Raw genomic sequence first — 23567 nt, forward strand, 5'->3', positions numbered from 1 at the left:
CAGAGATACCGGGCAGTCGTTTTTGTAGGAGGCGTCTGCCGGAGCGGCCCGATGGGGCAGCGGCTGTCCGAGGATGGGGACGGGCGTGACGACCTGTTATGACGTGCCGGGCGCGACCTGGCTGTTGGCCGGGTCGCGCCGAACGTGGTTCGGTCGTCTGATTATGCAGGTAGCGGAATGAGGACTGTCAACGATGCAGGATGAATTCCCGCACCAGCTTGCTCCCGAAGTAGGCCAGCATCAGCAGGATGAAGCCCAGCAGGGTCCAGCGGATCGCCCGGTGGCCGCGCCAGCCCAGCCGATTGCGCCCCCACAGCAGGATGCCGAACACCACCCAGGCGATGCAGGAGAGCACCGTCTTGTGCACCAGGTGCTGGGCGAACATGTCCTCGACAAAGAACCAGCCGGAGATCAGCGACAGCGACAGCACCACCCAGCCGGCCCAGAGAAAGCCGAACAGCAGGCTTTCCATGGTCTGCAGCGGGGGAAAGCTGCGGATCAGGCCGGATGGATGCTTGTTCTTGAGCTGGCGATCCTGGATCAGCAGCAGCAGCGACTGCAGCACCGCCAGGGTGAAGAGGCCGTAGGCGATGATCGACAGCAGCACGTGCACGACGATCTTGGGCGAGACGTCCAGCGGGGTCACGGTGCCGGGCGGTACGAATTCGGCCAGCAGCGCGGTGATGGCGCCGAGGGGATAGATCAGCACCAGCAAGGGTTGCAGCGGCATGCGCAGGCAGCCGATCAGCATCAGGGCGATGGCGGTCGCCGAGATCAGACTGGAGGCGTCGAAGAAGTCCAGGCTGAGGGTCGGTTCGAGGATCAGCTGCAGATAGACGGCCAGGGCATGGGGCAGCAGGGCCAGGATGCCGGCGCCCAGGACCAGGGGCTTGCTCGACGGCTGTTTGCGCAGCAGGCAACTGCCCTGGTAGAGGGTCGCGAGCAGATAGAGGGCAGCGGCCAGGAGGGTGGGCAGCAGGGCGTGCATGGTCCGGTTTCAGCAGAGCGGAAAGCAGGCGAGTGTGGCACAGACAGGGCGGTACAGAAAGTCCGAGCCACGCCCTGGTGCTGGCTGGCTGGATCGGGCGAACCCTGGCCGCTGTCGGGTGGTCCCATGAAGTACATATCTAGAAGAGGTCGCGACCATGCTTAAATTTCTCGGCGGTACCATGGGCATCATCTTTCTGATCGGCCTGGTGGTGGTCATCGGCATCTTCTCGCTGATTTTCTGATCCCGTCCCCTCGGGCACCGGCCCTGATGCCGGTGCCTGTCCTTGCTTCCTCAGCTGCTCGCCAAAGCGGGCGCTGCTGACGGATTCACGCGGTAACCGGCCCCAGCGGCTATCCCTGGTCAGGCGGTCTTTCGTTATACTTGTCGGTCAGCCGCCGTTTCTGCCCTGGATGTCCGCATGTTCGAGAATCTCACAGACCGCCTGTCCCAAAGCCTGCGCCACATTACCGGCAAGGCCAAGCTCACCGAAGACAACATCAAGGACACCCTGCGCGAGGTGCGCATGGCGCTGCTCGAGGCGGACGTCGCCCTGCCGGTGGTCAAGGAATTCGTCAACCGGGTCAAGGAGCGGGCGGTCGGCACCGAGGTGTCCAAGAGCCTGACCCCGGGCCAGGCCTTCGTGAAGATCGTGCGCGCCGAACTCGAAGCCATCATGGGCGCGGCCAACGAAGACCTGGCGCTCAACGTGGCGCCGCCGGCGGTCATCCTCATGGCCGGTCTGCAGGGCGCGGGCAAGACCACCACCGCGGGCAAGCTGGCGCGCTTCCTCAAGGAGCGCAAGAAGAAGACCGTCATGGTCGTCTCCGCCGACGTCTATCGTCCGGCCGCCATCAAGCAGCTGGAAACACTGGCCGGGGAGGTGGGGGTCACCTTCTTTCCCTCCGACATCAGCCAGAAGCCGGTGGAGATCGCCCAGGCCGCCATTCGCGAAGCCAAGCTCAAATTCATCGATGTGGTGATCGTCGACACCGCCGGTCGTCTGCACATCGACAGCGAGATGATGGCGGAGATCCAGCAGGTCCACGCTGCCACCAAGCCGGCCGAGACCCTGTTTGTGGTCGACGCCATGACCGGTCAGGACGCCGCCAACACCGCCAAGGCCTTCAACGACGCCCTGCCGCTCACCGGCGTGATCCTGACCAAGGTCGACGGTGACGCCCGTGGCGGTGCCGCCCTGTCGGTCCGCCACATCACTGGCAAGCCGATCAAGTTCATCGGCATGGGCGAGAAGAGCGAAGCCCTCGATCCCTTCCACCCGGACCGTGTCGCTTCGCGCATCCTCGGCATGGGCGACGTCCTCTCGCTGATCGAGCAGGCCGAACAGACCCTGGATCGCGAGAAGGCCGACAAGCTGGCCAAGAAGCTCAAGAAGGGCAAGGGCTTCGATCTCGAGGACTTCCGCGATCAGCTGCGCCAGATGAAGAACATGGGCGGCCTGGGTTCGCTGATGGACAAGCTGCCGACCATGATGGGTGGCATGAACATCCAGCAGATGGGCAACGCCCAGGGCGCGGCGGAAAAGCACTTCAAGCAGATGGAAGCCATCATCGACTCCATGACCCCGGCCGAGCGCCGCGATCCGGAACTGATCAGCGGCTCGCGCAAGAAGCGCATCGCCCTGGGCTCCGGTACCCAGGTGCAGGACGTCGGCCGCCTCATCAAGCAGCACAAGCAGATGCAGAAGATGATGAAGAAGGTCACCGCCAAGGGCGGCATGGCCAAGATGATGCGCGGCATGGGCAGCATGTTCCCTGGCGGCGGCATGCCCAAGATGTGATTTCCCGGTGCCGCCCGTCGCCAGATGGCCGGCATTGGAAAGGGCTCTGCGTGGGGCGTTGGCACCAGTGCTGATGCACCTTCGCGAGCGATGAGGCTCCGCTGCTGGAGTCTCCAGGCTGCCGCAATGCCGAGGGTACCGTTTAAAGCCATTGGCAAACCGGGTGACAGCCCTTAGAATATGCGGCCTTTCGGGCCATGTGGCCCAGTGTGCCCACAGCTACAAGCACCGACTACAGGAACGAAGTTCAATGGTAACCATCCGTCTAGCCCGTGGCGGCTCCAAGAAGCGCCCCTTCTACCACCTGACCGTGACCAACAGCCGCAATGCGCGTGATGGTCGTTTCGTCGAGCGCATCGGTTTCTTCAACCCGGTGGCCAGCGGCGCCGAAATCCGTCTGTCGGTGGACCAAGAGCGTGCCAGCTACTGGCTGTCGCAGGGCGCCCAGCCGTCCGAGCGCGTCGCTCAGTTGCTGAAGAGCGCTCAGGCTACCGCCTGAAGACCATGAGTACGCCGACCTCCGCCCCCGACCTGGTGGTCCTGGGCAAGATAGTTTCGGTCTTTGGCGTACGTGGTGAGCTCAAGATCTACTCCTTTACCGATCCGCTCGACAATCTGCTGGACTATCGGACCTGGACGCTGCGGCGCGAAGGCGAGACCCGGCAGGTCAAGGTGCTCGGCGGTCGGTTGCACGGCAAGGTCCTGACGGTACGGCTGCAGGGCCTGGACGATCGCGAAGAAGCCCGGCTGATGGCCGGTTTCGAGATCTGCGTGCCGCGCAGTGAATTGCCCCAGTTGGGCGCCGGTGACTACTACTGGCATCAGCTGGAAGGTCTCAAGGTGATCAATCGCGAAGGCCAGTGGCTGGGTGTGGTGGATCATCTGCTGGAGACCGGGGCCAACGACGTCATGGTGGTCAAGCCCAGTGCTGGCAGCCTCGACGATCGTGAGCGTCTGTTGCCCTATCTGCCCGACCAGTACGTGCTGGCGGTGGATCTGGCCAAGGGTGAGATGCAGGTCGACTGGGACGCGGATTTCTGATCCATGCGTATCGATGTCATTAGCCTCTTTCCCGAGATGTTCGAGGCCGTCAGCGCCTATGGCGTGAGCGGCCGCGCGATGAAGCAGGGGCTCCTGGAGCTGACCTGCTACAACCCGCGCAGCTATACCGAGGATCGCCACCAGACCGTGGACGACCGGCCCTTTGGCGGCGGTCCCGGCATGGTGATGAAGATCCAGCCGCTGGAGCGTGCCTTGGCCGATGCCAAGGGTGATTCGGCGGCGAAGGTGATCTACCTGTCGCCCCAGGGTCGCACGCTCGACCAGGCGGCGGTACGGGAACTGGCGCAGGAGGAGCATCTGATCCTCATCGCCGGGCGTTACGAAGGCATCGACGAGCGTTTCATCGAGACGCACGTGGATGAAGAATGGTCGATTGGCGACTATGTGCTGTCCGGCGGTGAATTGCCGGCCATGGTGCTGATCGATGGGGTTACGCGACTGCTGCCCGGAGCCTTGGGGCATGTGGATTCCGCCGAGCAGGACTCGTTTACCGACGGCCTGCTCGATTGCCCGCACTACACCCGACCCGAGGTGTACGAGGGCCGTCGCGTACCCGACGTGTTGCTCAGTGGTAATCACGAGCATATCCGGCGCTGGCGCCTGCAGCAGTCCCTGGGACGCACTGCGGAGCGACGCGCCGATCTTCTGGATAGCCGCTCGCTTTCTGGGGAAGAGCAGAACCTGTTGGCGGAATACCTTCGTCAGCGGAACGATAGTTAGGTATCGATGGCGGGCCGCGGCCTGTCTTAGGAGCAGAGTGACATGACCAACAAAATCATTGCCCAGATCGAAGCTGAGCAGATGAACAAAGAAATCCCGGCGTTCGCCCCCGGCGACACCGTGATTGTCCAGGTTAAGGTGAAGGAAGGCGACCGTCAGCGTCTGCAGGCCTTCGAAGGCGTGGTGATCGGCAAGCGTAACCGCGGCCTGAACAGCGCCTTCACCGTACGCAAGATCTCCAACGGCGTTGGCGTCGAGCGTACCTTCCAGACCTACAGCCCGCTGGTCGACAGCCTGAGCGTCAAGCGTCGCGGTGACGTGCGTAAGGCCAAGCTGTACTACCTGCGCGAGCTGTCCGGCAAGGCTGCCCGCATCAAGGAAAAGCTTTCCTGATCGCGGCGTGACCAGAAAAAAGCAGCTTCGGCTGCTTTTTTCGTTTCTGAGGTTCGAGGTAAGACATGACGACCCGCGAAGCGGAAATCCAGCGGCGCACGGCGCTGTCGGAAACCCGGGTGGCCAAGGCAGTGTTCCCGCCCACCACCAATCATCACGACACCCTGTTCGGCGGCACTGCCCTGGCCTGGATGGACGAGGTATCCTTCATCACCGCGACGCGCTTCTGTCGCAAGCCGCTGGTCACGGTCTCCACCGACCGGATCGATTTCAACCACCCCATTCCCGCCGGCTCCATCGTCGAGCTGATCGGCCGGGTGGTGAAGGTTGGCAACACCAGCATCAAGGTGCAGGTGGAGGTGTTCGTCGAAGGCATGCTGGCGGAAGGGCGCGAGCGCGCCATCAACGGCGCCTTCAGCTTTGTCGCGGTCGATGACGAGGGTAAGCCGACGCCGCTGCTGCCAGGCTTCGCCGCGTGAGCGCCGAACGGCTGATCGAGGAATTCCTCGACGCCCTGTGGCTGGAAAAGGGACTGTCGCCCCATACCCGCAGCGCCTATCGCACCGATCTGCTGGCCTTCGCCCGCTGGCTGGAGGGCAGGGGACTGACCCTGGAGAACCTGGGTCGCGACGCCGTGCTCGATCACCTCGGCTGGCGCCTGAGCGAGGGCTACCAGGCGCGCTCCACGGCGCGTTTTCTCTCCGGTCTGCGCAGCTTCTACAAGTATGCCGTGCGCGAGGGGCGGGTCGCCGAGGACCCGACGCTGCTGGTGAGCATGCCGCAACTGGGCGCGCCGCTGCCCAAGAGCCTGTCAGAGGCGGACGTGGAAGCCCTGCTGGCCGCACCAGATACCGAAGACACCCTGGGCCTGCGCGATCGCACCATGCTCGAGGTGCTCTATGCCACCGGGTTGCGGGTGACCGAGCTGATCAGCCTGACCCTGGACGAGATCAACCTGCGCGAGGGCTCGTTGCGGGTCTTCGGCAAAGGCAGCAAGGAGCGGCTGATCCCCTTGGGCGAAGAGGCCATCGCCTGGCTGGAAGACTATTTGAAGACCGCGCGCCCGCTGCTGCTGGGCGGCCAGCCCGGCGATATCCTCTTTCCCAGCCAGCGGGGCACGCCCATGACCCGGCAGACCTTCTGGCACCGCATCAAGCTGCATGCCCAGGTGGCGGGCATCCGCACTTCGCTGTCACCGCATACCCTGAGGCACGCCTTCGCCACCCATTTGCTCAACCACGGCGCGGATCTGCGCACGGTGCAGATGCTGCTCGGCCATACCAGTCTGTCCACCACCCAGATCTACACCCACGTCGCCCGCGTGCGGCTGCAGCAACTGCACGCCCAGCACCATCCGCGCGGCTAGGGCCCACCGCCGTAGCCGGCAGGTCTGTGGTAGGCTTGCCGGCGTCTCAACAGGAGTCAAACATGCGTATTTCCCAACTGTTGCTCGCCGCTTGCCTGGGGCTCGGCGTGCAACTGGCTCAGGCCGAACCTGAGCAGGCCATTCGTCAGAGCCTGACCGCGCTGCAGCCCAATCTCGCCATCGAGTCCATCGCCAAGAGTCCGCTGGAAGGTCTCTACCAGGTCCAGCTCAAGGGCGGCCGGGTGCTCTATGCCAGCGGCGACGGCCAGTTCGTCATGCAGGGCTATCTGTACCAGGTCAAGGACGGCAAGGCCTCCAACCTGACCGAGAAGGCCGAGAACGTTGCCGTGGCGCGGCAGATCAACGGCCTCGACCGCAACCAGATGATCATCTATCCCGCCCAGGGCGAGACCAAGGCGCACATCACCGTCTTCACCGACACCACCTGCCCCTATTGCCAGAAGCTGCACGCCGAGGTGCCCGAGCTGAACAAGCGTGGCATCGAGGTGCGCTACCTGGCCTTCCCGCGCCAGGGCATGGGCTCGCCGGGCTCCAAGCAGCTGGAGGCGGTGTGGTGCGCCAAGGACAAGCCGGCGGCGCTGAACCAGATGTTCACCGGCCGTGAGGTCAAGTCCGAGAGCTGCCAGAATCCGGTCGCCCAGCAATTCGCGCTGGGGCAGAACATGGGTATCCAGGGCACGCCGGCGATCATTCTCGCCGATGGCCAGATGATCCCGGGCTACCAGCCGGCCGACCAGCTGGCGGAAGCGGCAATCGGCGCCCGCTAGGCGTCTCAATCAGAGCTATGAACGGGGCCGCGGAGCGGTCCCATACGACATGGGGATAAGGGTGTGAAGCCGGTCAAAGTAGGCATCTGTGGTCTGGGTACCGTGGGCAGCGGGACCTTCAACGTACTCAAGCGCAACGCCGAGGAAATCGCCCGGCGCGCCGGACGGGGTATCGAGGTGGCGCAGATCGCCCAGCGCCGACCCAATCCCCAGTGCAATACCGGCAGTACGCCGATCACCGCCGAGGTCCTGGCGGTGGCCGACAATCCCGAGATCGACGTGGTGGTGGAGCTGATCGGCGGCTACACCCTGGCCCGCGAACTGGTGCTGCGCGCCATCGCCAACGGCAAGCACGTGGTCACCGCCAACAAGGCGCTGATCGCCGTGCATGGCAACGAGATCTTCGCCAAGGCACGTGAGCAGGGCGTGATCGTCGCCTTCGAGGCCTCGGTGGCCGGCGGCATCCCGGTGATCAAGGCGCTGCGCGAAGGCCTGGCCGCCAACCGCATCAACTGGGTGGCCGGCATCATCAACGGCACCGGCAACTTCATCCTCTCCGAGATGCGCGAGAAGGGTCGCACCTTTCCCGATGTCCTGGCCGAAGCCCAGGCGCTGGGCTATGCCGAGGCCGATCCGACCTTTGACGTCGAAGGCATCGATGCTGCCCACAAGCTGACCATCCTGGCCTCCATCGCCTTCGGCATTCCGCTGCAATTCGACAAGGCCTACACCGAGGGCATCACCCGCCTGACCACCGCCGATGTCGGCTACGCCGAGGCGCTGGGCTATCGCATCAAGCACCTGGGCGTGGCGCGCAGCACCGACCAGGGCATCGAGCTGCGGGTGCACCCGACGCTGATCCCGGCCGATCGCTTGATCGCCAACGTCAACGGCGTGATGAACGCGGTGATGGTCAATGGCGACGCCGTCGGCTCGACGCTGTTCTACGGCGCCGGTGCCGGCCAGGAGCCGACCGCCTCGGCGGTGGTGGCCGACCTGGTGGACGTGGTTCGCGCCATGACCTCGGATCCCGAGAATCGCGTACCGCACCTGGCCTTCCAGCCCGATGCGCTGTCCGACCATCCGGTGCTGTCGATCGAGTCCTGCGAGAGCGCCTACTATCTGCGTATCCAGGCCAAGGATCACCCGGGCGTGCTGGCCCAGGTGGCGAGCATCCTCTCGGCGCGCGGCATCAACATCGAGTCCATCATGCAGAAGGAAGCCGAGGAACATGACGGCCTGGTGCCCATGATCCTGCTGACCCACCGCGTGACGGAGCGCCACATGGTCGAGGCCATCACCGCGCTGGAAGCCCTCGATGACGTCGTCGGCGATGTCGTCCGCATCCGTGTCGAGCACCTGAACTGAGCAGCCTGGCGGCGCCCGGCGCCGCCGTCTTTCCCGAGGTCGAGTCATGCGTTACATCAGTACCCGCGGCCAGGCGCCCGCGCTGAATTTCGAAGAAGTGCTGCTGGCGGGTCTCGCCAGCGATGGTGGTCTCTATGTGCCGGAGAACCTGCCGCGCTTTTCCCTGGAAGAGATCGCCTCCTGGGCCGGTCTGCCCTACCACGAGCTGGCCTTCCGGGTGATGAAGCCCTTCGTCGCCGGCTCCATCGCCGATGCCGAATTCAAGGCCATCCTGGAAGAGACCTACGCCGGTTTCGCCCATAGCTCGATCGCGCCGCTGCGTCAGCTGGATGCCAACGAGTGGGTGCTGGAGCTGTTCCACGGCCCGACCCTGGCCTTCAAGGACTTCGCCCTGCAACTGCTGGGACGGCTGCTCGACCATGTGCTGGCCAAGCGCGGCGAACGCGTGGTGATCATGGGCGCCACCTCCGGCGACACCGGCTCGGCGGCCATCGAAGGCTGCAAGCGCTGCGAGAACGTCGACATCTTCATCCTCCATCCGCACCAGCGGGTGTCGGAAGTGCAGCGCCGGCAGATGACCACGCTGCTGGGCGACAACATCCACAACATCGCCATCGAAGGCAACTTCGACGACTGCCAGGAGATGGTCAAGGCCAGCTTCGCCGACCAGGGTTTCCTCAAGGGCACCCCGCTGGTGGCGGTCAACTCGATCAACTGGGCGCGGATCATGGCCCAGATCGTCTACTACTTCCATGCGGCCCTGCAGCTGGGCGCCCCGGCGCGCTCCATCGCCTTCTCGGTGCCCACCGGCAACTTCGGCGACATCTTCGCCGGGTACCTGGCGCGCAACATGGGGCTGCCGGTGAGCCAGCTGGTGGTGGCCACCAACCGCAACGATATTCTGCACCGCTTCATGTCCGGCAATCGCTACGACAAGCAGCAGCTGGAAGCCACCCTGTCGCCGTCCATGGACATCATGGTCTCGTCCAACTTCGAGCGCCTGCTGTTCGACCTGCACGGTCGCGATGGCCTGGCCCTGGCCGAGCTGATGGCGAACTTCCGCAGCAGCGGCACCCTGACGGTGGCGGACGATCGCTGGACCGAAGCGCGCAAGCTGTTCGATTCCCTGGCCGTGAACGACGAGGAGACCTGCGCCACCATCGCCGAGGTCTTTGCCGCCACCGGCGAGGTGTTGGATCCGCACACCGCCATCGGTGTGCGCGCCGCTCGCGAATGCCGCCGCAGCCTGGCCACACCCATGGTGGTGCTGGGTACCGCCCATCCGGTGAAATTCCCCGAAGCGGTGGAAAAGGCCGGCATCGGCGCGACCCTCAGCCTGCCGACCCACCTGGCCGATCTGCTGCAGCGCGAAGAGCGCTGCACCGTGCTGCCCAACGACCTGGCCGCCGTCCAGGCCTTCGTCAGCCGCCACGGCAAGCGTGGTCAGCCGCTGTAAGGGGGTTCGTCCAACCTGCGACTGTAGGTTGGGCTGAGACGGCTCCCTCGTCGAAGCCCAACACGGCGGACTCCAACCGTCTTTGTTGGGCTTCGCTGCGCTCAACCCAACCTACGCTGACCTGTAGGTTGGGTTGAGACGGCTCCATCGTCGAAGCCCAACACGGCGGACTCCAACTGTCTTTGTTGGGCTTCGCTGCGCTCAACCCAACCTACGCTGACCTGTAGGTTGGGTTGAGACGGCTCCATCGTCGAAGCCCAACAAGGCGGAGTCCAACCGTCGCTGCTACGCTCAACCCAACCTACGGATCCACGGTCCCAAGCCCCCCGGCCTTTTCCGGTACAATGCCCGGCTTTCCCTGCCGGTGACCCGCCCATGGCTCTGCAAGCCACGCCCTACAAAGTCGAACTCAACCTCACCGATCTGGATCGCGGGGTCTACGAGAATCTGCGCCTGACCGTGGCGCGGCATCCCTCCGAGACCGAGGAGCGAATGGCGGTGCGGTTGCTGGCCTATGTGCTCTGGTACAACGAGCAGCTCACCTTCGGCCGCGGCCTGTCCGACGTCGACGAGCCGGCACTGTGGGAGAAGAGTCTCGATGGCCGGGTGCTGCACTGGATCGAAGTCGGCCAGCCCGATGCCGAGCGCCTGACCTGGTGCAGCCGTCGCACCGAGCGCACCAGCCTGCTGGCCTACGGCAACCTGCGCGTCTGGCAGACCAAGGTGGTGGACGCGGTCAGGACGCTGAAGAATCTGCACATCGCCGCGGTTCCCGCCGAGCCCCTTGCCGAACTGGCCCGCGATCTGCCGCGCAGCATTTCCTGGCAGGTGATGATCAGCGAAGGCACCCTGTTCGTCACCGACGACCGCGGTCAGCACGAATTGCAGCTGGAATGGCTGCTGGGCGAACGTTGATGCGCCTGGAGCCCCGTCCGCTACCGGCGGTATTGCCCGACCTGGGCGATCTGCCGCCGCTGCTCACCCGGCTCTATGCCGCGCGCGGCGTGACCCTGCCGGAAGAACTGGACAAGGGCCTGGCGCGGCTGGTGCCCTATCACCAGCTCAAGGGCATCGAGGCGGCGGTGGAGCTGCTGGCGCGCGCTCTGGAAGAGCGCCGGCGCATCCTCATCGTCGGCGATTTCGATGCCGATGGCGCCACCGCCAGCGCCGTGGGCGTGCTGGCCCTGCGCCGCCTGGGCGCGGCCTGGGTCGACTACCTGGTGCCCAATCGCTTCGAATACGGCTACGGCCTGACGCCCGAGATCGTTGCCGTGGCCCTGCAGCGCGAACCCGAGGTGCTGCTCACCGTCGACAACGGCATCTCCAGCCTGGACGGCGTGGCCGCGGCCAAGGCGGCCGGGCTGCAAGTGGTCATCACCGACCACCACCTGCCGGGCACCGAATTGCCCGCCGCCGATGCCATCGTCAATCCGAATCAGCCGGCCTGCGCCTTTCCCAGCAAATGCATCGCCGGGGTCGGGGTGATCTTCTATGTGATGCTGGCCCTGCGCAGTCGCCTGCGCGAGAACGGCTGGTTCGCCCGTCAGGGCCTGGCGGAGCCCAATCTGGCCGAGTTGCTGGATCTGGTCGCCCTCGGCAGCGTCGCCGACGTCGTGCCGCTGGACGCCAACAACCGCATCCTGGTGCACCAGGGGCTGATGCGTATCCGCGCCGGCCGGGCACGACCGGGGCTCAAGGCGCTGCTGGAAGTGGCCGGGCGCCAGCCGGGCAAGGTGGCCTCCAGTGACCTGGGTTTCATTCTCGGCCCGCGGCTCAATGCGGCGGGGCGCCTGGACGACATGTCCATCGGTATCGAGCTGCTACTCTGCGAAGACCCGCAACTGGCGCAGGAATACGCTCAGCAGCTGGACGACTTCAACAAGGATCGCAAGAGCATCGAGCAGGGCATGCAGCGCGAGGCGCTCAAGCAGCTCAAGGAGTTGCCGGAAGACAATCTGCCCTTCGGTCTCTGTCTGTTCGACCCGGAGTGGCACCAGGGCGTGATCGGCATCCTCGCCTCGCGCCTCAAGGAAAAGTATCACCGCCCGGCGCTGGCCTTCGCCGACGACGGCAGTGGCAACGGCATGCTCAAGGGCTCGGCGCGTTCAGTACCCGGGCTGCACATCCGCGATGCCCTGGACGCCGTGGCGACCCGTCATCCGGGGCTCATCACCAAGTTCGGCGGTCACGCCATGGCCGCCGGCCTCAGTCTGCCCCAGGCGCATTATGAGACCTTTGCCAGCGCCTTCGACGCCGAGGTCCGTCGCCATCTGCAGGCCGACGACCTCAATGGGCGCCTGCAGACCGATGGCTGCCTCGCTCCGAGCGAATTCCAGCTCGATCTGGCCCAGGCCCTGCGCCAGGCCGGCCCCTGGGGGCAGCAGTTCCCCGAGCCGCTGTTTCACGGCACCTTCGAGATTCTCTCCCAGCGCTTGCTCAAGGAACGGCACCTCAAGCTGACCCTGCGCAGCGAGCAGGGCGGCCCGGAGCTGGACGGCATCGCCTTCAACATCGACCGTGACACCTGGCCCGATCCCAACATCTGCTGGGCCGAGCTGGCCTATCGGCTGGACGTGAATGAATTCCGCGGCAACGAGAGCGTGCAGCTGCTGGTGGTGCACCTGGCACCGCGTTAGTCGGAACAGCGACCTATTCTGTTCGGGAACACTCCAATGCGGTGAATCCCGACTAGACGAGGTCCGCCATGAGTCTCCTGTTCCAGCCCCTGACCCTGCGTCAGCTGACCCTGCCCAATCGCGTGGTGGTCTCCCCGATGTGTCAGTATTCCAGCGAAGACGGCTTCGCCAACGACTGGCACCTGGTTCACCTGGGCAGTCGCGCCACCGGTGGCGCCGGCCTGGTGATCTTCGAGGCTACCGCGGTCACCGCCGACGGGCGCATCACGCCCCAGGACCTGGGGTTGTGGAAGGACGAGCAGATCGAGCCCCTGCGCCGTATCACCCAGTTCATCGAAGGCCAGGGCAGCGTCGCCGGTATCCAACTGGCCCATGCTGGCCGTAAGGCCAGTACCTGGCAACCCTGGCTCGGCAAGCACGGCAGCGTGCCCATCGCCGAGGGCGGCTGGGTGCCGGTGGCGCCCTCGGCCATCGCCTTCGATCCCCAGCACACCCGGCCCACCGCCATGGATCGCGACGACATCGCCAGCATCCGCCGGGCTTTCGTGGACACCGCCGAGCGCGCCCTGGCGGCCGGCTTCAAGGTGGCCGAGGTCCATGCCGCCCACGGCTATCTGCTGCACCAGTTCCTCTCGCCGCTCTCCAATCGCCGCGAGGACGATTACGGCGGCAATTTCGAGAATCGCATTCGCCTGTTGCTGGAAGTCACCGCCGATGTACGTGCGGTCTGGCCGGAAGCGTTGCCGCTGTTCGTGCGGGTCTCGGCCACCGACTGGGTGGAAGACGGTTGGGATGTCGATGAGACGGTGGAATTGGCGCGGCGGCTGAAGACCCTGGGCGTCGACCTGATCGACGTCTCCTCCGGCGGCACCGCCGCCCAGGCCGACATTCCCACCGGGCCCGGCTACCAGACCCAGTTCGCCGAGCGGGTGCGCAAGGAAGCCGGGATTCCCAGTGGCGCGGTGGGCATGATCACCGATGCGGCCCAGGCCGAGCACGTGCTGCGTACCGGTCAGGCCGATCTGGTGCTGCTGGCCCGCGAACTGCTGCGCGATCCCTATTGGCCGCTGAATGCCGCCGAAGCCCTACGGGAAAAGGTCTCCTGGCCGCCGCAATACGTGCGCGCCGCGCACCGGGATACGCCGCTGCGCAAGCCGTTCGGGGAGGAATAGGGCGCGGGACGGAGCCATCCGTGCGGATGGCTCCCGAGTCAGGGCTTGACCGGGCGCAGCATCGCCTCCAGGGCGTCGCTGTCGTAGTAGTCGCCCAGATACCAGATGCGGCCGTCGCGGATCTTCATGATGCTGGCGCCGCGGATCTTGACCGGTTGCTTGCCGGTGGCGGTGACGCGGTTGCCGGTCAGTTCCCATTCGAAGGCGATGCTGCGCGGGCCGATGACCGGCTTGTGCACCATCTTTACCTGTAGATCCGGGACGGCCTTGAGGGTGACCTTGACGATCCTGTCACGGGCCTGGGTGCGGCTGGTCTCGGTGGTGGCGGCGCCACTGTCGAAATACTGCACCTTGGGGTCGAGCAGGGCGCTGGCGGCCTCGGCATCGTGATCGTTCCAGGCATCGAGATAGCGATTGGCGATGAGGCGGGCGTCCTCGGCGGCGGCCTGGACCTGGCCGGCAGTGAGGGCGAGCGAAAGCGCGAACAGCACAGCCAGACGCGAGCGCATGGGGTGTCTCCGGCAACTGCAAGGGAAAGGCGCAAGAGTAGCGCCGTGGGCGGCCCGCGGTCAGCAATATTTTGTATCAACCGGCTGGTCGCGACGGCGACCCCGGCAACATTCGGTAAGCAGGTGCCGGGAGCCAGACGGTGTGGTCAGCGGTCCTAAAGGGCTGAATCCTGACTCTGTGGAGGTCATCCATGAACACCCGCGGTTTGCTTGATCAATTGCTCAAGGCGGGCCAGCAGGCGCTGGCCAAGAAGACCGGTCACTCGGCCCCCCGATCCGGCACGGCGTCCACCGGCAAGGATTCCCTGGGCGGTCTGCTCTCCGGACTGGGCAACAGCGGCCTGGCGGCTGGGGCCCTGACCGCGCTGCTGGGCAGCAAGCGCGGTCGCGCCATGGGTGGCAAGGCGGTCGGCTATGGCGGTCTGGCGGCGCTGGGTATGGTGGCCTACAAGGCCTATCAGTCCTGGCAGGCCAATCAGGCCCAGGGGACGGCGGCCGTCGAGCCCCGTACCGTGGATCGGGTACCGGAGCACGAAGCCGAAGCCCATGGCCGGGCGGTGCTGATCGCCCTGATCGCGGCGGCCAAGGCCGATGGTCATGTCGATGACCAGGAGCGCCAGGCCATCGAGGCCGAGATGGCCAAGCTGGATGACGATCCCGAGTTGCGCAGCTGGCTGCAGCGGGAACTGGAACAACCGCTGGATCCGGCCAAGGTCGCCGCGGCGGCGGAAACGCCCGAGATGGCCGCCGAGATGTACCTGGCCAGCCTGATGCTGATCGACGATCAGCAATACATGGAAAAGGCCTACCTGGACGAGCTGGCACGCCAGCTGCGCCTGGAGCCCGGCCTGCGCGCCGAGCTGGAGCGTGAGGCCGCGGCGGTCTAACGGCTAGGCGAGCGGGCGTTCATCGCCCAGCAGGACGCTCCGCTCCGCCGCGCAGAGGTGCAACAGGAAATCCCAGACCACGCGCAGGCGCGCGGAGCGGTGCAATTCTCGGTGGGTCGAGATCCAGTATTCCCGGGTGAAGGAGCGCTCCGGCAGCACGCCCTCCAGGGGTGTGCCCTGACCCACCAGATAGCACGGCAGCACGGCGATGCCGACGCCGGCGCAGGCCGCTTCGCGCTGGGCGATGACACTGGTGCTGCGAAAGACGATGCGCGGATCCGAACAGAGTCCCTGGATGAATTGCAGTTCGCGGGTGTACAGCAGGTCGTCGACGTAGCCGATGAAGGTCTGTTCGCCGAGGTCGGCTTCGGCATCCAGCGCCGGTGCTCGATCCAGGTAGGCGCGACTGGCATAGAACCTCAGACGATAGGGCGTCAGTCGCCGGCCGATCAGGCCTTCGGCGGTGGGCCTTTCCAGGGTGATGGCGATGTCCGCTTCGCGGTTGGTGACGCTGACGAAGCGCGGCACCGAGACCAGCTCCACTTCCAGGCCCGGATAATCGCGCAGCAGCGCTCCTAGGCGCTGGGCGAGAAAACCGGTGCCCAGGCCTTCGGTCACCCCGACCCGTACCTGACCCAGCGGATTGAGTCGCTGGGTCACGGCCTCCTGGGCCAGCAGTGCGGCTTCTTCCATCGCCTGGGCATGCGCCAGCAGGGCCTGGCCGGCGGGGGTGAGCTGATAGCCGCTGGCCTGTTGCACCAGCAGCTGACTGCCCAGGGCGCGTTCCAGCGCCTCCAAGTGACGGGCGACGGTGGCATGACTGACGCCCAGGCTGCGGGCGGCGGTAAGCAGGCGGCCATGGCGCTGGACCTCCAGAAAAACCCGCAGATCGTTCCAGTCGAACATCCCTTTTCCTCGTCTAGGCCTGTCTGCCCGGCCGCTTGCTGGTCACTGTTCAGAAATGCACAGCCGTTGCCCGTTTTCTGCGACTGTTGTTCGCGGATGACGACACTAGGATAGGGACCACAACAACAAAAAAGCGAGGGAACGTCATGCCCGGTCCTGCTGCGGAATATGACTTCATCATCGTCGGCGCCGGTCCGGCCGGCTGCCTGCTGGCCAATCGGCTGTCCGCCGATCCGGCCCATCGCGTGCTGCTGCTGGAAGCCGGCGGCCGTGACAACCATCCCTGGATCCACATCCCCGTCGGCTATCTGTTCTGCATCGGCAATCCGCGCACCGACTGGTGCTTCAAGACCGAGGTGGAAGCGGGCCTGGGTGGCCGCGCGCTCAACTATCCGCGTGGCCGGGTGCTGGGTGGCTGCTCGTCCATCAACGGCATGATCTACATGCGCGGCCAGGCCCGTGACTATGACGGCTGGGCCGCCGCTGGCAATCCCGGCTGGGGCTGGCAGGACGTACTGCCGCTGTTCAAGCGTATGGAAGATCATTGCGACGGCGCCTCGGCCGTTCATGGTGCCGGGGGTGAATGGCGGGTCGAGCGGCAGCGCCTGCACTGGACCCTGCTCGATGCCTTTCGCAGTGCCGCGGGTGAAACCGGCATCGCGCCGGTGGAAGACTTCAACACCGGCGACAACGAAGGCTGCGGCTACTTCCAGGTCAATCAGCGTAATGGCGTGCGCTGGAATGCCGCCAAGGCCTTTCTCAAGCCCATCCGCCAGCGTGCCAATCTGCAGGTGCTGACCGGGGTGCAAGTGGAGCGGGTGCTGCTGGAGGAGGGCAGGGCACGGGCGGTGCTGGCGCGGCTGCCGGGCCATGCCGAACCCCAGCGCCTGGTGGCGCGGCGGGAGATCGTGCTCTGCGCCGGCGCCATTGGCTCGCCGACCCTGTTGCAGCGCTCCGGCATCGGTCCGCGCGGCCTGCTCGAAGGGCTGGGCATCGGTGTCCAGCATCGGCTGGAAGGGGTCGGCGGCAACCTGCAGGATCACCTGCAACTGCGGCTGATCTATCGGGTGCACGGCGTGCCGACCCTCAATGCCCTGGCCGGCAGTCTCTGGGGCAAGCTGGGCATGGGCCTGGAGTATCTCTGGAGTCGCAGTGGTCCCCTGGCCATGGCGCCGAGCCAACTGGGCGCCTTCGCCCGTTCCGATCCCGGGCAGCCCTCGGCCAATCTGCAGTATCACGTGCAGCCGCTGTCGCTGGAGCGCTTCGGCGAGCCCCTGCACGGCTTTCCCGCCTTTACCGCCTCGGTGTGCAACCTGCGCCCGGCCAGTCGTGGCCAGGTGGCCATCCGCAGCGCCGACCCGCTGGCCGCGCCGCTGATCCAGCCGCGCTACCTCAGCGCGCCGGAGGATCTCAAGGTGGCCGCCGACGCCATCCGCCTGACCCGGCGCATCGCCGCCGCGCCGGCACTGGCCGCTTACCGGCCCGAGGAGTATCTGCCAGGCCCGGCCTATCAGAGCGAGGAAGAACTGCAGCAGGCCGCGGGCGCCATAGGCACCACCATCTTCCACCCTTCCGGCACCTGCCGCATGGGGCAGGGCGCCGACGCCGTGGTGGACGCCCGCCTGCGGGTGCATGGCATTCCCGGGCTGCGGGTGGCCGACGCCTCCATCATGCCGACCCTGGTCTCGGGCAACAGCTGTTCGCCAACCCTGATGATCGCCGAACAGGCGGCCACTTTCATGCTGGCGGAGGCGCGGGAGCAGGGCAGCCACGAGCTGCCCGTCGCAGTCGCCCGGGCCAGCGCCGTCTCGGCTGCCTAAACTCGTCCATCCGGTTCCACCGACGGCGGAGCCTTCCGCCGTTTCCACCGTAGTAGCTGTCGCCCATAACAACAATCAGCCCGGCGATCCCGGGTCAGGAGAACGTGCGATGTCCGACTATGCCCAACCCCGGGTCCAACCCAGCGCGGCCAGCAGTCGCCGCGAAGAACGCAAGGTGATCTTCGCCTCGTCCCTGGGAACCGTCTTCGAGTGGTACGACTTCTTTCTCTACGGCGCCCTGGCGGCGGTGATCAGCAAGCAGTTCTTCGCCGGCGTCAACGACACCACCGCCTTCATCTTCGCCCTGCTGGCCTTCGCCGCCGGTTTCGTGGTGCGGCCCTTCGGTGCCCTGGTGTTCGGCCGCCTGGGCGACATGGTCGGGCGCAAGTACACCTTTCTCGCCACCATCATCCTCATGGGCATCGCCACCTTCGGCGTCGGCCTGCTGCCCACCTATGCCAGCATCGGCGTGGCCGCACCCATCATCCTGGTGGTGCTGCGCCTGCTGCAGGGCCTGGCCCTGGGCGGTGAGTACGGCGGCGCCGCTACCTACATCGCCGAGCACGCGCCGCCCGGCAAGCGCGGTGCCCACACCAGCTGGCTGCAATCCACCGCGACCCTGGGGCTGTTGCTGTCGCTGGTGGTGATCCTGGTCTGCCGCTACCTGACCGGTGACCAGTTCGAGGTCTGGGGCTGGCGCCTGCCGTTCCTGCTGTCGATCTTCCTGCTGGCCATCTCCACCTGGATCCGCCTGTCGATGCACGAATCGCCGGCCTTCCTGCGCATGAAGGCCGAAGGCAAGCAGAGCAAGGCGCCGATCCGCGATTCCTTCACCAACTGGAGCAATCTCAAGGTGGTGCTGATCGCGCTGTTCAGCATCAACGGCGGCCAGGCGGTGACCTTCTACCTGTCGCAGTTCTATGTGATGTTCTTTCTCACCCAGACCCTCAAGCTGGATCCGGTGCTGGCCAACAACCTGCTGATCGTCAGCGTGATCCTGGGCGCCCCCTTCTTCGTCATCGCCGGCTGGCTGTCGGACAAGGTCGGCCGCAAGCCGATCCTGATGCTGGGCCTGCTGCTGGCCACGGTGCTCTACTTTCCGCTGTTCAAGGCCCTGACCCACTACGCCAATCCACAGATCTACCAGGCCAGCCAGCAGGCGCCCATCGTGGTGACCGCCGATCCGGCCACCTGCACCTTCCAGTTCGACCCGGTGGGCAAGGCGCGTTTCGACAGCCCCTGCGACCGGGTCAAGACCCTGCTGGCCAAGAGCGGACTGCCCTACCGCAGCGTGGCGGCGGCGCCGGGGGACGCGGTGCAGGTCAACGTCGGCGACAAGGTCATCGTCGGCTTCGACGAGCCGGCCCTGCGCGCGGCGGTACAGGCCGCCGGCTATCCGGCCAAGGCCGATGCGGCGCAGGTCAACAAGCCCATGGTGGTGGCGGTGATCTTCGCCCTGATCCTCATCGCCACCCTCTGCTACGGGCCGCTGGCGGCACTGATGGTGGAGCTGTTTCCCACCCGCATCCGCTACACCTCCATGTCGCTGCCGTACCACATCGGCAATGGCTGGTTCGGCGGCTTCCTGCCCACGGTGTCCTTCGCCCTGGTGGTCTATACCGGCGACATCTTCTACGGCCTCTGGTACCCGGTACTGGTGACCGGCGTCAGCCTGGTGGTAGGCCTGCTGTGTCTGCCGGAAACCCGCCACCGCGATCTCGACGCCGATTGAGACCCAGCAGGCGGCGAATCCCCGTCGCACTCTGAGTTTCGCCGCCGATTGGGTTATACTCGCGAGCTTTTCCACAGCTTTTCTCGCGAGTGTTTCCCCCATGGAAATCAACCCGATCGTCACCAGCATCAAGGACCTCTCCAGCCGCACCGAGACCATTCGGGGGTATCTTTGACTACGATCTGAAAAAGGATCGTCTCGTCGAAGTCGAGCGCGAGCTCGAAGACCCCGCTGTCTGGAACAAGCCCGAATACGCCCAGAACCTTGGCCGCGAGCGCGCGCTGCTGGCCCAGGTGGTCGGTACCCTGGACGAGCTGAACGGTGGCCTGGCCGATGCCAGCGACCTGCTGGAAATGGCGGCCGAAGAGGAAGACCAGAGCGCGGTCGATGATGTGGCGGCCGAGGTGGAGCGCCTGCGCGGCATCCTCGAGAAGCTGGAATTCCGCCGCATGTTCAGCGGCGAGATGGACCCCAACAACTGCTACCTGGACATCCAGGCCGGCTCCGGCGGCACCGAGGCCCAGGACTGGGCCAACATGCTCTTGCGCATGTACCTGCGCTGGGCCGACCAGCACGGCTTCAGCGCCGAGATCGTCGAGTTGTCCGAAGGCGAGGTCGCCGGCATCAAGGGCGCCACCGTGCACATCAAGGGCGAATACGCCTTTGGCTGGCTGCGCACCGAGATCGGCGTGCACCGCCTGGTGCGCAAGAGTCCCTTCGACTCGGGCAACCGTCGCCACACCTCCTTTACCGCGGTGTTCGTCTCGCCCGAGATCGATGACAACATCGACATCGAGATCAACCCGTCCGATCTGCGCGTCGACACCTACCGCTCCTCCGGTGCCGGCGGCCAGCACGTGAATACCACCGACTCCGCGGTGCGGATCACCCACGTGCCCACCAACACCGTGGTGGCCTGCCAGAACGAGCGCTCCCAGCACGCCAACAAGGACACCGCCATGAAGATGCTGCGGGCCAAGTTGTACGAGTTGGAGATGCAGAAGCGCAACGCCGCCTCCCAGGCCCTGGAAGACTCCAAGTCCGATATCGGCTGGGGCCACCAGATCCGCTCCTACGTCCTCGACGCCTCGCGGATCAAGGATCTGCGCACCGGCGTGGAACGCAGCGACTGCGACAAGGTGCTCGACGGCGATCTGGACGAATACCTCGAAGCCAGCCTCAAGCAGGGCGTTTAATCCATCATTTCCTGTAGGAGCGGTCGCATCGGCGCACCGCCATGGCCGCGATAAAACTCTATCGCGGCCATGGGCCGCTCCTACGGTCAGCACCCCAGGTAAAGAGCAGACATGAGCGAACAACCCCTAGATCCCCAAGCCCAGGAACAGGAAGACAACAAGCTGATCGCCCAGCGCAAGGAAAAGCTTTCCGCGCTGCGTGACCAGCAGGCCATTCCCTTCCCCAATGACTTCCGCCGTGACAGCCTGGCCGGTGACCTGCAGCAGCAGTACGCCGACAAGACCAAGGAAGAGCTGGAAGCCGCGGGCATCAAGGTCAAGGTGGCCGGCCGCATCATGCTCAACCGCGGCGCCTTCATGGTGCTGCAGGACACCAGCGGGCGCATCCAGGTCTACGTCGACCGCAAGACCCTACCGGCCGAGACCCTGGAAGCGGTCAAGACCTGGGACCTGGGCGACATCATCGCCACCGAAGGTACCCTGGCCCGCTCCGGCAAGGGCGATCTCTACGTCAACATGAGCGATGTGCGCCTGCTGACCAAGTCGCTGCGCCCGCTGCCCGACAAGCACCACGGCCTGACCGACACCGAGCTGCGCTATCGCCAGCGCTATGTCGACCTGATCGTCAACGAGGAGGTCCGCCAGACCTTCCGCGTGCGCTCCCAGGTCATCGCCCACATCCGCCGCTTCCTCATGGAGCGCGGTTTCCTCGAAGTGGAAACGCCCATGCTGCAGACCATTCCTGGCGGCGCGGCGGCCAAGCCCTTCGAAACCCACCACAACGCCCTGGACATGGCCATGTTCCTGCGTATCGCGCCGGAGCTGTACCTCAAGCGGCTGGTGGTCGGTGGCTTCGAGAAGGTCTTCGAGATCAACCGCAACTTCCGTAACGAAGGCGTCTCGACCCGGCACAATCCCGAGTTCACCATGCTCGAGTTCTACCAGGCCTATGCGGATTATCGCGACAACATGGACCTCACCGAGGAATTGTTCCGCGAACTGGCCATGGCCGTGCTCGGCACCACCGACGTGCCCTATGGCGACAAGGTCTTCCACTTCGGCGAGCCCTTCGTGCGCCTGTCGGTGTACGACTCCATCCTCAAGTACAACCCGGACATCACTGCGGAAGACCTGCAGGACGTCGAGAAGGCCCGCGCCATCGCCAAGCAGGCCGGCGCCAAGGTCCTCGGCCACGAAGGCCTGGGCAAGCTGCAGGTGATGATTTTCGAGGAGCTGGTGGAGAGCAAGCTGGAGCAGCCGCACTTCATCACCGAGTACCCCTTCGAGGTCTCGCCGCTGGCCCGGCGCAACGACGACAATCCCAGCGTCACCGACCGCTTCGAGCTGTTCATCGGTGGCCGCGAGATCGCCAACGCCTACTCCGAGCTCAACGACGCCGAAGACCAGGCCGAGCGCTTCATGCTGCAGGTCCAGGAAAAGGACGCCGGTGACGACGAGGCCATGCACTACGACGCCGACTTCATCAACGCCTTGGAATACGGCATGCCGCCCACCGCCGGCGAAGGCATCGGCATCGACCGCCTGGTGATGCTGCTGACCAACTCGCCGTCGATCCGCGACGTCATCCTCTTCCCGCACATGCGTCCGCAATAAGCGCCGCGCCTCCTTTTCGAGGGCGCCGCTGGCACCTGCTGACTCGGGGCTCTGTCATCAAAGGTTCATCCGGACCTGCTAACAGAGCCCTGATGTCGCGTTCCCTCCGCAGGTAGCCATGACCAACACCCTGATCCCCCTGCATCCGGCTGCCGAACGGCTGGGGCTGCTCTACGCCTACCATTTCACCTCCGGTCAGCCGGGGCGCGCCCTGACCATGGCGCCGGAAGATCCCTGGGACGCGGAAGAGGGTGGCTTTCGCTGGCTGCACTTCAACCTGGCCCATGCCGCCGCTGAGCGCTGGATGCGCGAGCACCTGGGGCTACCGGAGGAATTCTTCGAATCCCTGCACGCCGGTTCCCATTCGACCCGGCTGGAGCCAGCCGACGACACCCTGCTCGGGGTGGTGAACGACGTGACCCTGGCCTACGGGCAGGTCTCGGTGGACGTCGCCACCCTCTGGGCCTGTGCCCGTCCGGGACTGCTGGTGACCGCCCGGGCCCAGCCGCTGCGCTCGGTGGATCGCCTGCGCCACGCGGTACGCCGGGGTGAGGGCTTCGGCTCGACCCTGGAATTGCTGGTGCATCTGCTACGCGACCAGGCCGATGTGCTGACCGGCATCATCCGCGACACCACGGTCAAGGTGGATGCCATCGAGGATCGCCTGCTGTCCCAGCGGCTGTCCGCCAGTCGCGCCGAACTGGGCAGCCTGAGACGCGCCCTGGTGCGGCTGCAGCGATTGCTGGCCCTGGAGCCGGGCTCCCTGCTGCGGCTGCTCAACCGGCCACCGGCCTGGCTGCGCCGCGACGACATCCAGACCCTGCGCGAGGCCACCGAGGAATTCGACCGGGTGCTGGACGACCTCGCCGCCCTGGTGGAACGGCTCAAGTTGCTCCAGGAAGAGATCGCCGCCGCCTCCGCCGAGCAGACCAACCGCACCCTGTTCACCCTGACCCTGGTCACGGTGCTGGCCCTGCCGATCAACATCATCGCCGGCTTCTTCGGCATGAACGTCGGCGGTATCCCGCTGGCCGACTCGCCCCATGGCTTCTGGATCCTGGTGGCACTGGTGGCGACCTTCACGGTGCTGGCCGGCAGCCTGGCCTTTCGCAAGCGAGGCGACTGACCGGCTGCATGCAACCCCCAGGCTTGT

The 23567-nt window shown here is 65.6% G+C and carries 22 protein-coding genes; 19 read left to right on the plus strand and 3 right to left on the minus strand.

Annotated features, from left to right (window positions below):
- Nucleotides 1–187: 187 nt before the first annotated feature.
- Entirely contained in the window at nucleotides 188–988 is an 801-nt protein-coding gene (locus tag NRG74_RS21900) for a cytochrome C assembly family protein (protein WP_017640798.1), read from the minus strand.
- A gap of 421 nt (nucleotides 989–1409) precedes the next feature.
- Here NRG74_RS21900 and ffh point away from each other — a divergent pair, with 421 nt between their 5' ends.
- From ffh to NRG74_RS21965, 13 genes are all read left to right on the plus strand, one after another.
- Complete coding sequence (gene ffh / locus NRG74_RS21905; RefSeq protein ID WP_007160953.1) at nucleotides 1410–2789, plus strand: signal recognition particle protein; 1380 nt, start codon at nucleotides 1410–1412, stop codon at nucleotides 2787–2789.
- A 250-nt stretch (nucleotides 2790–3039) separates the two neighbouring features.
- Nucleotides 3040–3288 carry a 30S ribosomal protein S16 gene (gene rpsP / locus NRG74_RS21910; RefSeq protein WP_017640797.1) on the plus strand — a complete coding sequence of 83 codons (249 nt, stop codon included), beginning with the start codon at nucleotides 3040–3042 and terminating at the stop codon, nucleotides 3286–3288.
- A gap of 5 nt (nucleotides 3289–3293) precedes the next feature.
- Nucleotides 3294–3830, plus strand: a complete 537-nt coding sequence (gene rimM, locus NRG74_RS21915) for a ribosome maturation factor RimM (protein WP_257705333.1) — start codon at nucleotides 3294–3296, stop codon at nucleotides 3828–3830.
- Between the two features lie 3 nt (nucleotides 3831–3833).
- The gene (trmD, locus tag NRG74_RS21920; protein WP_257705334.1) at nucleotides 3834–4571 is read left to right on the plus strand and encodes a tRNA (guanosine(37)-N1)-methyltransferase TrmD; all 738 of its coding nucleotides are present in this window, start codon (nucleotides 3834–3836) and stop codon (nucleotides 4569–4571) included.
- 42 nt (nucleotides 4572–4613) lie between these two features.
- On the plus strand, nucleotides 4614–4964 hold the full coding sequence (rplS, locus tag NRG74_RS21925; RefSeq protein WP_007160957.1) for a 50S ribosomal protein L19: 351 nt from the start codon (nucleotides 4614–4616) through the stop codon (nucleotides 4962–4964).
- 65 nt (nucleotides 4965–5029) lie between these two features.
- The gene (locus NRG74_RS21930; protein ID WP_017640794.1) at nucleotides 5030–5443 is read left to right on the plus strand and encodes an acyl-CoA thioesterase; all 414 of its coding nucleotides are present in this window, start codon (nucleotides 5030–5032) and stop codon (nucleotides 5441–5443) included.
- Nucleotides 5440–6330 carry a site-specific tyrosine recombinase XerD gene (xerD, locus tag NRG74_RS21935; protein ID WP_017640793.1) on the plus strand — a complete coding sequence of 297 codons (891 nt, stop codon included), beginning with the start codon at nucleotides 5440–5442 and terminating at the stop codon, nucleotides 6328–6330. Before NRG74_RS21930 ends, xerD begins: the two co-directional genes overlap by 4 nt.
- 62 nt (nucleotides 6331–6392) lie before the next feature.
- Entirely contained in the window at nucleotides 6393–7118 is a 726-nt protein-coding gene (locus NRG74_RS21940; RefSeq protein ID WP_257705335.1) for a thioredoxin fold domain-containing protein, read from the plus strand.
- 63 nt (nucleotides 7119–7181) lie between these two features.
- Nucleotides 7182–8486, plus strand: a complete 1305-nt coding sequence (locus NRG74_RS21945; RefSeq protein WP_257705336.1) for a homoserine dehydrogenase — start codon at nucleotides 7182–7184, stop codon at nucleotides 8484–8486.
- 46 nt (nucleotides 8487–8532) lie between these two features.
- Nucleotides 8533–9942 carry a threonine synthase gene (gene thrC / locus NRG74_RS21950; RefSeq protein ID WP_257705337.1) on the plus strand — a complete coding sequence of 470 codons (1410 nt, stop codon included), beginning with the start codon at nucleotides 8533–8535 and terminating at the stop codon, nucleotides 9940–9942.
- Nucleotides 9943–10317: 375 nt separating this feature from the next.
- The gene (locus tag NRG74_RS21955) at nucleotides 10318–10857 is read left to right on the plus strand and encodes a YaeQ family protein (RefSeq protein WP_257705338.1); all 540 of its coding nucleotides are present in this window, start codon (nucleotides 10318–10320) and stop codon (nucleotides 10855–10857) included.
- Nucleotides 10857–12578, plus strand: coding sequence for a single-stranded-DNA-specific exonuclease RecJ (gene recJ / locus NRG74_RS21960; RefSeq protein WP_257705339.1), 1722 nt, complete (start codon nucleotides 10857–10859; stop codon nucleotides 12576–12578). Before NRG74_RS21955 ends, recJ begins: the two co-directional genes overlap by 1 nt.
- A 68-nt stretch (nucleotides 12579–12646) precedes the next feature.
- Complete coding sequence (locus NRG74_RS21965) at nucleotides 12647–13750, plus strand: NADH:flavin oxidoreductase/NADH oxidase (RefSeq protein ID WP_093256104.1); 1104 nt, start codon at nucleotides 12647–12649, stop codon at nucleotides 13748–13750.
- Between the two features lie 38 nt (nucleotides 13751–13788).
- Here the strand turns inward: NRG74_RS21965 and NRG74_RS21970 are convergent, their stop codons facing one another.
- Nucleotides 13789–14259: a nuclear transport factor 2 family protein gene (locus NRG74_RS21970; protein ID WP_093256106.1), complete on the minus strand. Its 471-nt coding sequence runs from the start codon at nucleotides 14257–14259 to the stop codon at nucleotides 13789–13791.
- Between the two features lie 191 nt (nucleotides 14260–14450).
- On the opposite strand from NRG74_RS21970, the gene NRG74_RS21975 reads away from it, so the two are divergent.
- Entirely contained in the window at nucleotides 14451–15146 is a 696-nt protein-coding gene (locus NRG74_RS21975; RefSeq protein WP_160923863.1) for a tellurite resistance TerB family protein, read from the plus strand.
- Nucleotides 15147–15149: 3 nt separating this feature from the next.
- Here NRG74_RS21975 and NRG74_RS21980 read toward each other — a convergent pair whose 3' ends face one another.
- Entirely contained in the window at nucleotides 15150–16052 is a 903-nt protein-coding gene (locus NRG74_RS21980; RefSeq protein ID WP_257705342.1) for a LysR family transcriptional regulator, read from the minus strand.
- Nucleotides 16053–16198: 146 nt separating this feature from the next.
- Here NRG74_RS21980 and NRG74_RS21985 point away from each other — a divergent pair, with 146 nt between their 5' ends.
- From NRG74_RS21985 to NRG74_RS22005, 5 genes are all read left to right on the plus strand, one after another.
- Nucleotides 16199–17872 carry a GMC family oxidoreductase gene (locus tag NRG74_RS21985; RefSeq protein WP_257705343.1) on the plus strand — a complete coding sequence of 558 codons (1674 nt, stop codon included), beginning with the start codon at nucleotides 16199–16201 and terminating at the stop codon, nucleotides 17870–17872.
- Nucleotides 17873–17981: 109 nt separating this feature from the next.
- Nucleotides 17982–19604 carry an MFS transporter gene (locus NRG74_RS21990; protein WP_257705346.1) on the plus strand — a complete coding sequence of 541 codons (1623 nt, stop codon included), beginning with the start codon at nucleotides 17982–17984 and terminating at the stop codon, nucleotides 19602–19604.
- Nucleotides 19605–19704: 100 nt separating this feature from the next.
- Nucleotides 19705–20800 (plus strand): peptide chain release factor 2 gene (gene prfB / locus NRG74_RS21995; RefSeq protein WP_143075288.1). Its coding sequence is split into 2 segments (ribosomal slippage): nucleotides 19705–19776 and nucleotides 19778–20800, totalling 1095 coding nucleotides; the frame shifts between segments, so codons are not numbered across the junction.
- 111 nt (nucleotides 20801–20911) lie between these two features.
- Entirely contained in the window at nucleotides 20912–22414 is a 1503-nt protein-coding gene (gene lysS, locus NRG74_RS22000; RefSeq protein ID WP_068383451.1) for a lysine--tRNA ligase, read from the plus strand.
- Nucleotides 22415–22532: 118 nt separating this feature from the next.
- On the plus strand, nucleotides 22533–23540 hold the full coding sequence (locus NRG74_RS22005; RefSeq protein ID WP_059316035.1) for a transporter: 1008 nt from the start codon (nucleotides 22533–22535) through the stop codon (nucleotides 23538–23540).
- The last annotated feature ends 27 nt before the right edge of the window (nucleotides 23541–23567 follow it).

The organism is Pseudomonas oryzihabitans (assembly GCF_024652905.1).
GTDB lineage: Bacteria > Pseudomonadota > Gammaproteobacteria > Pseudomonadales > Pseudomonadaceae > Chryseomonas > Chryseomonas benzopyrenica.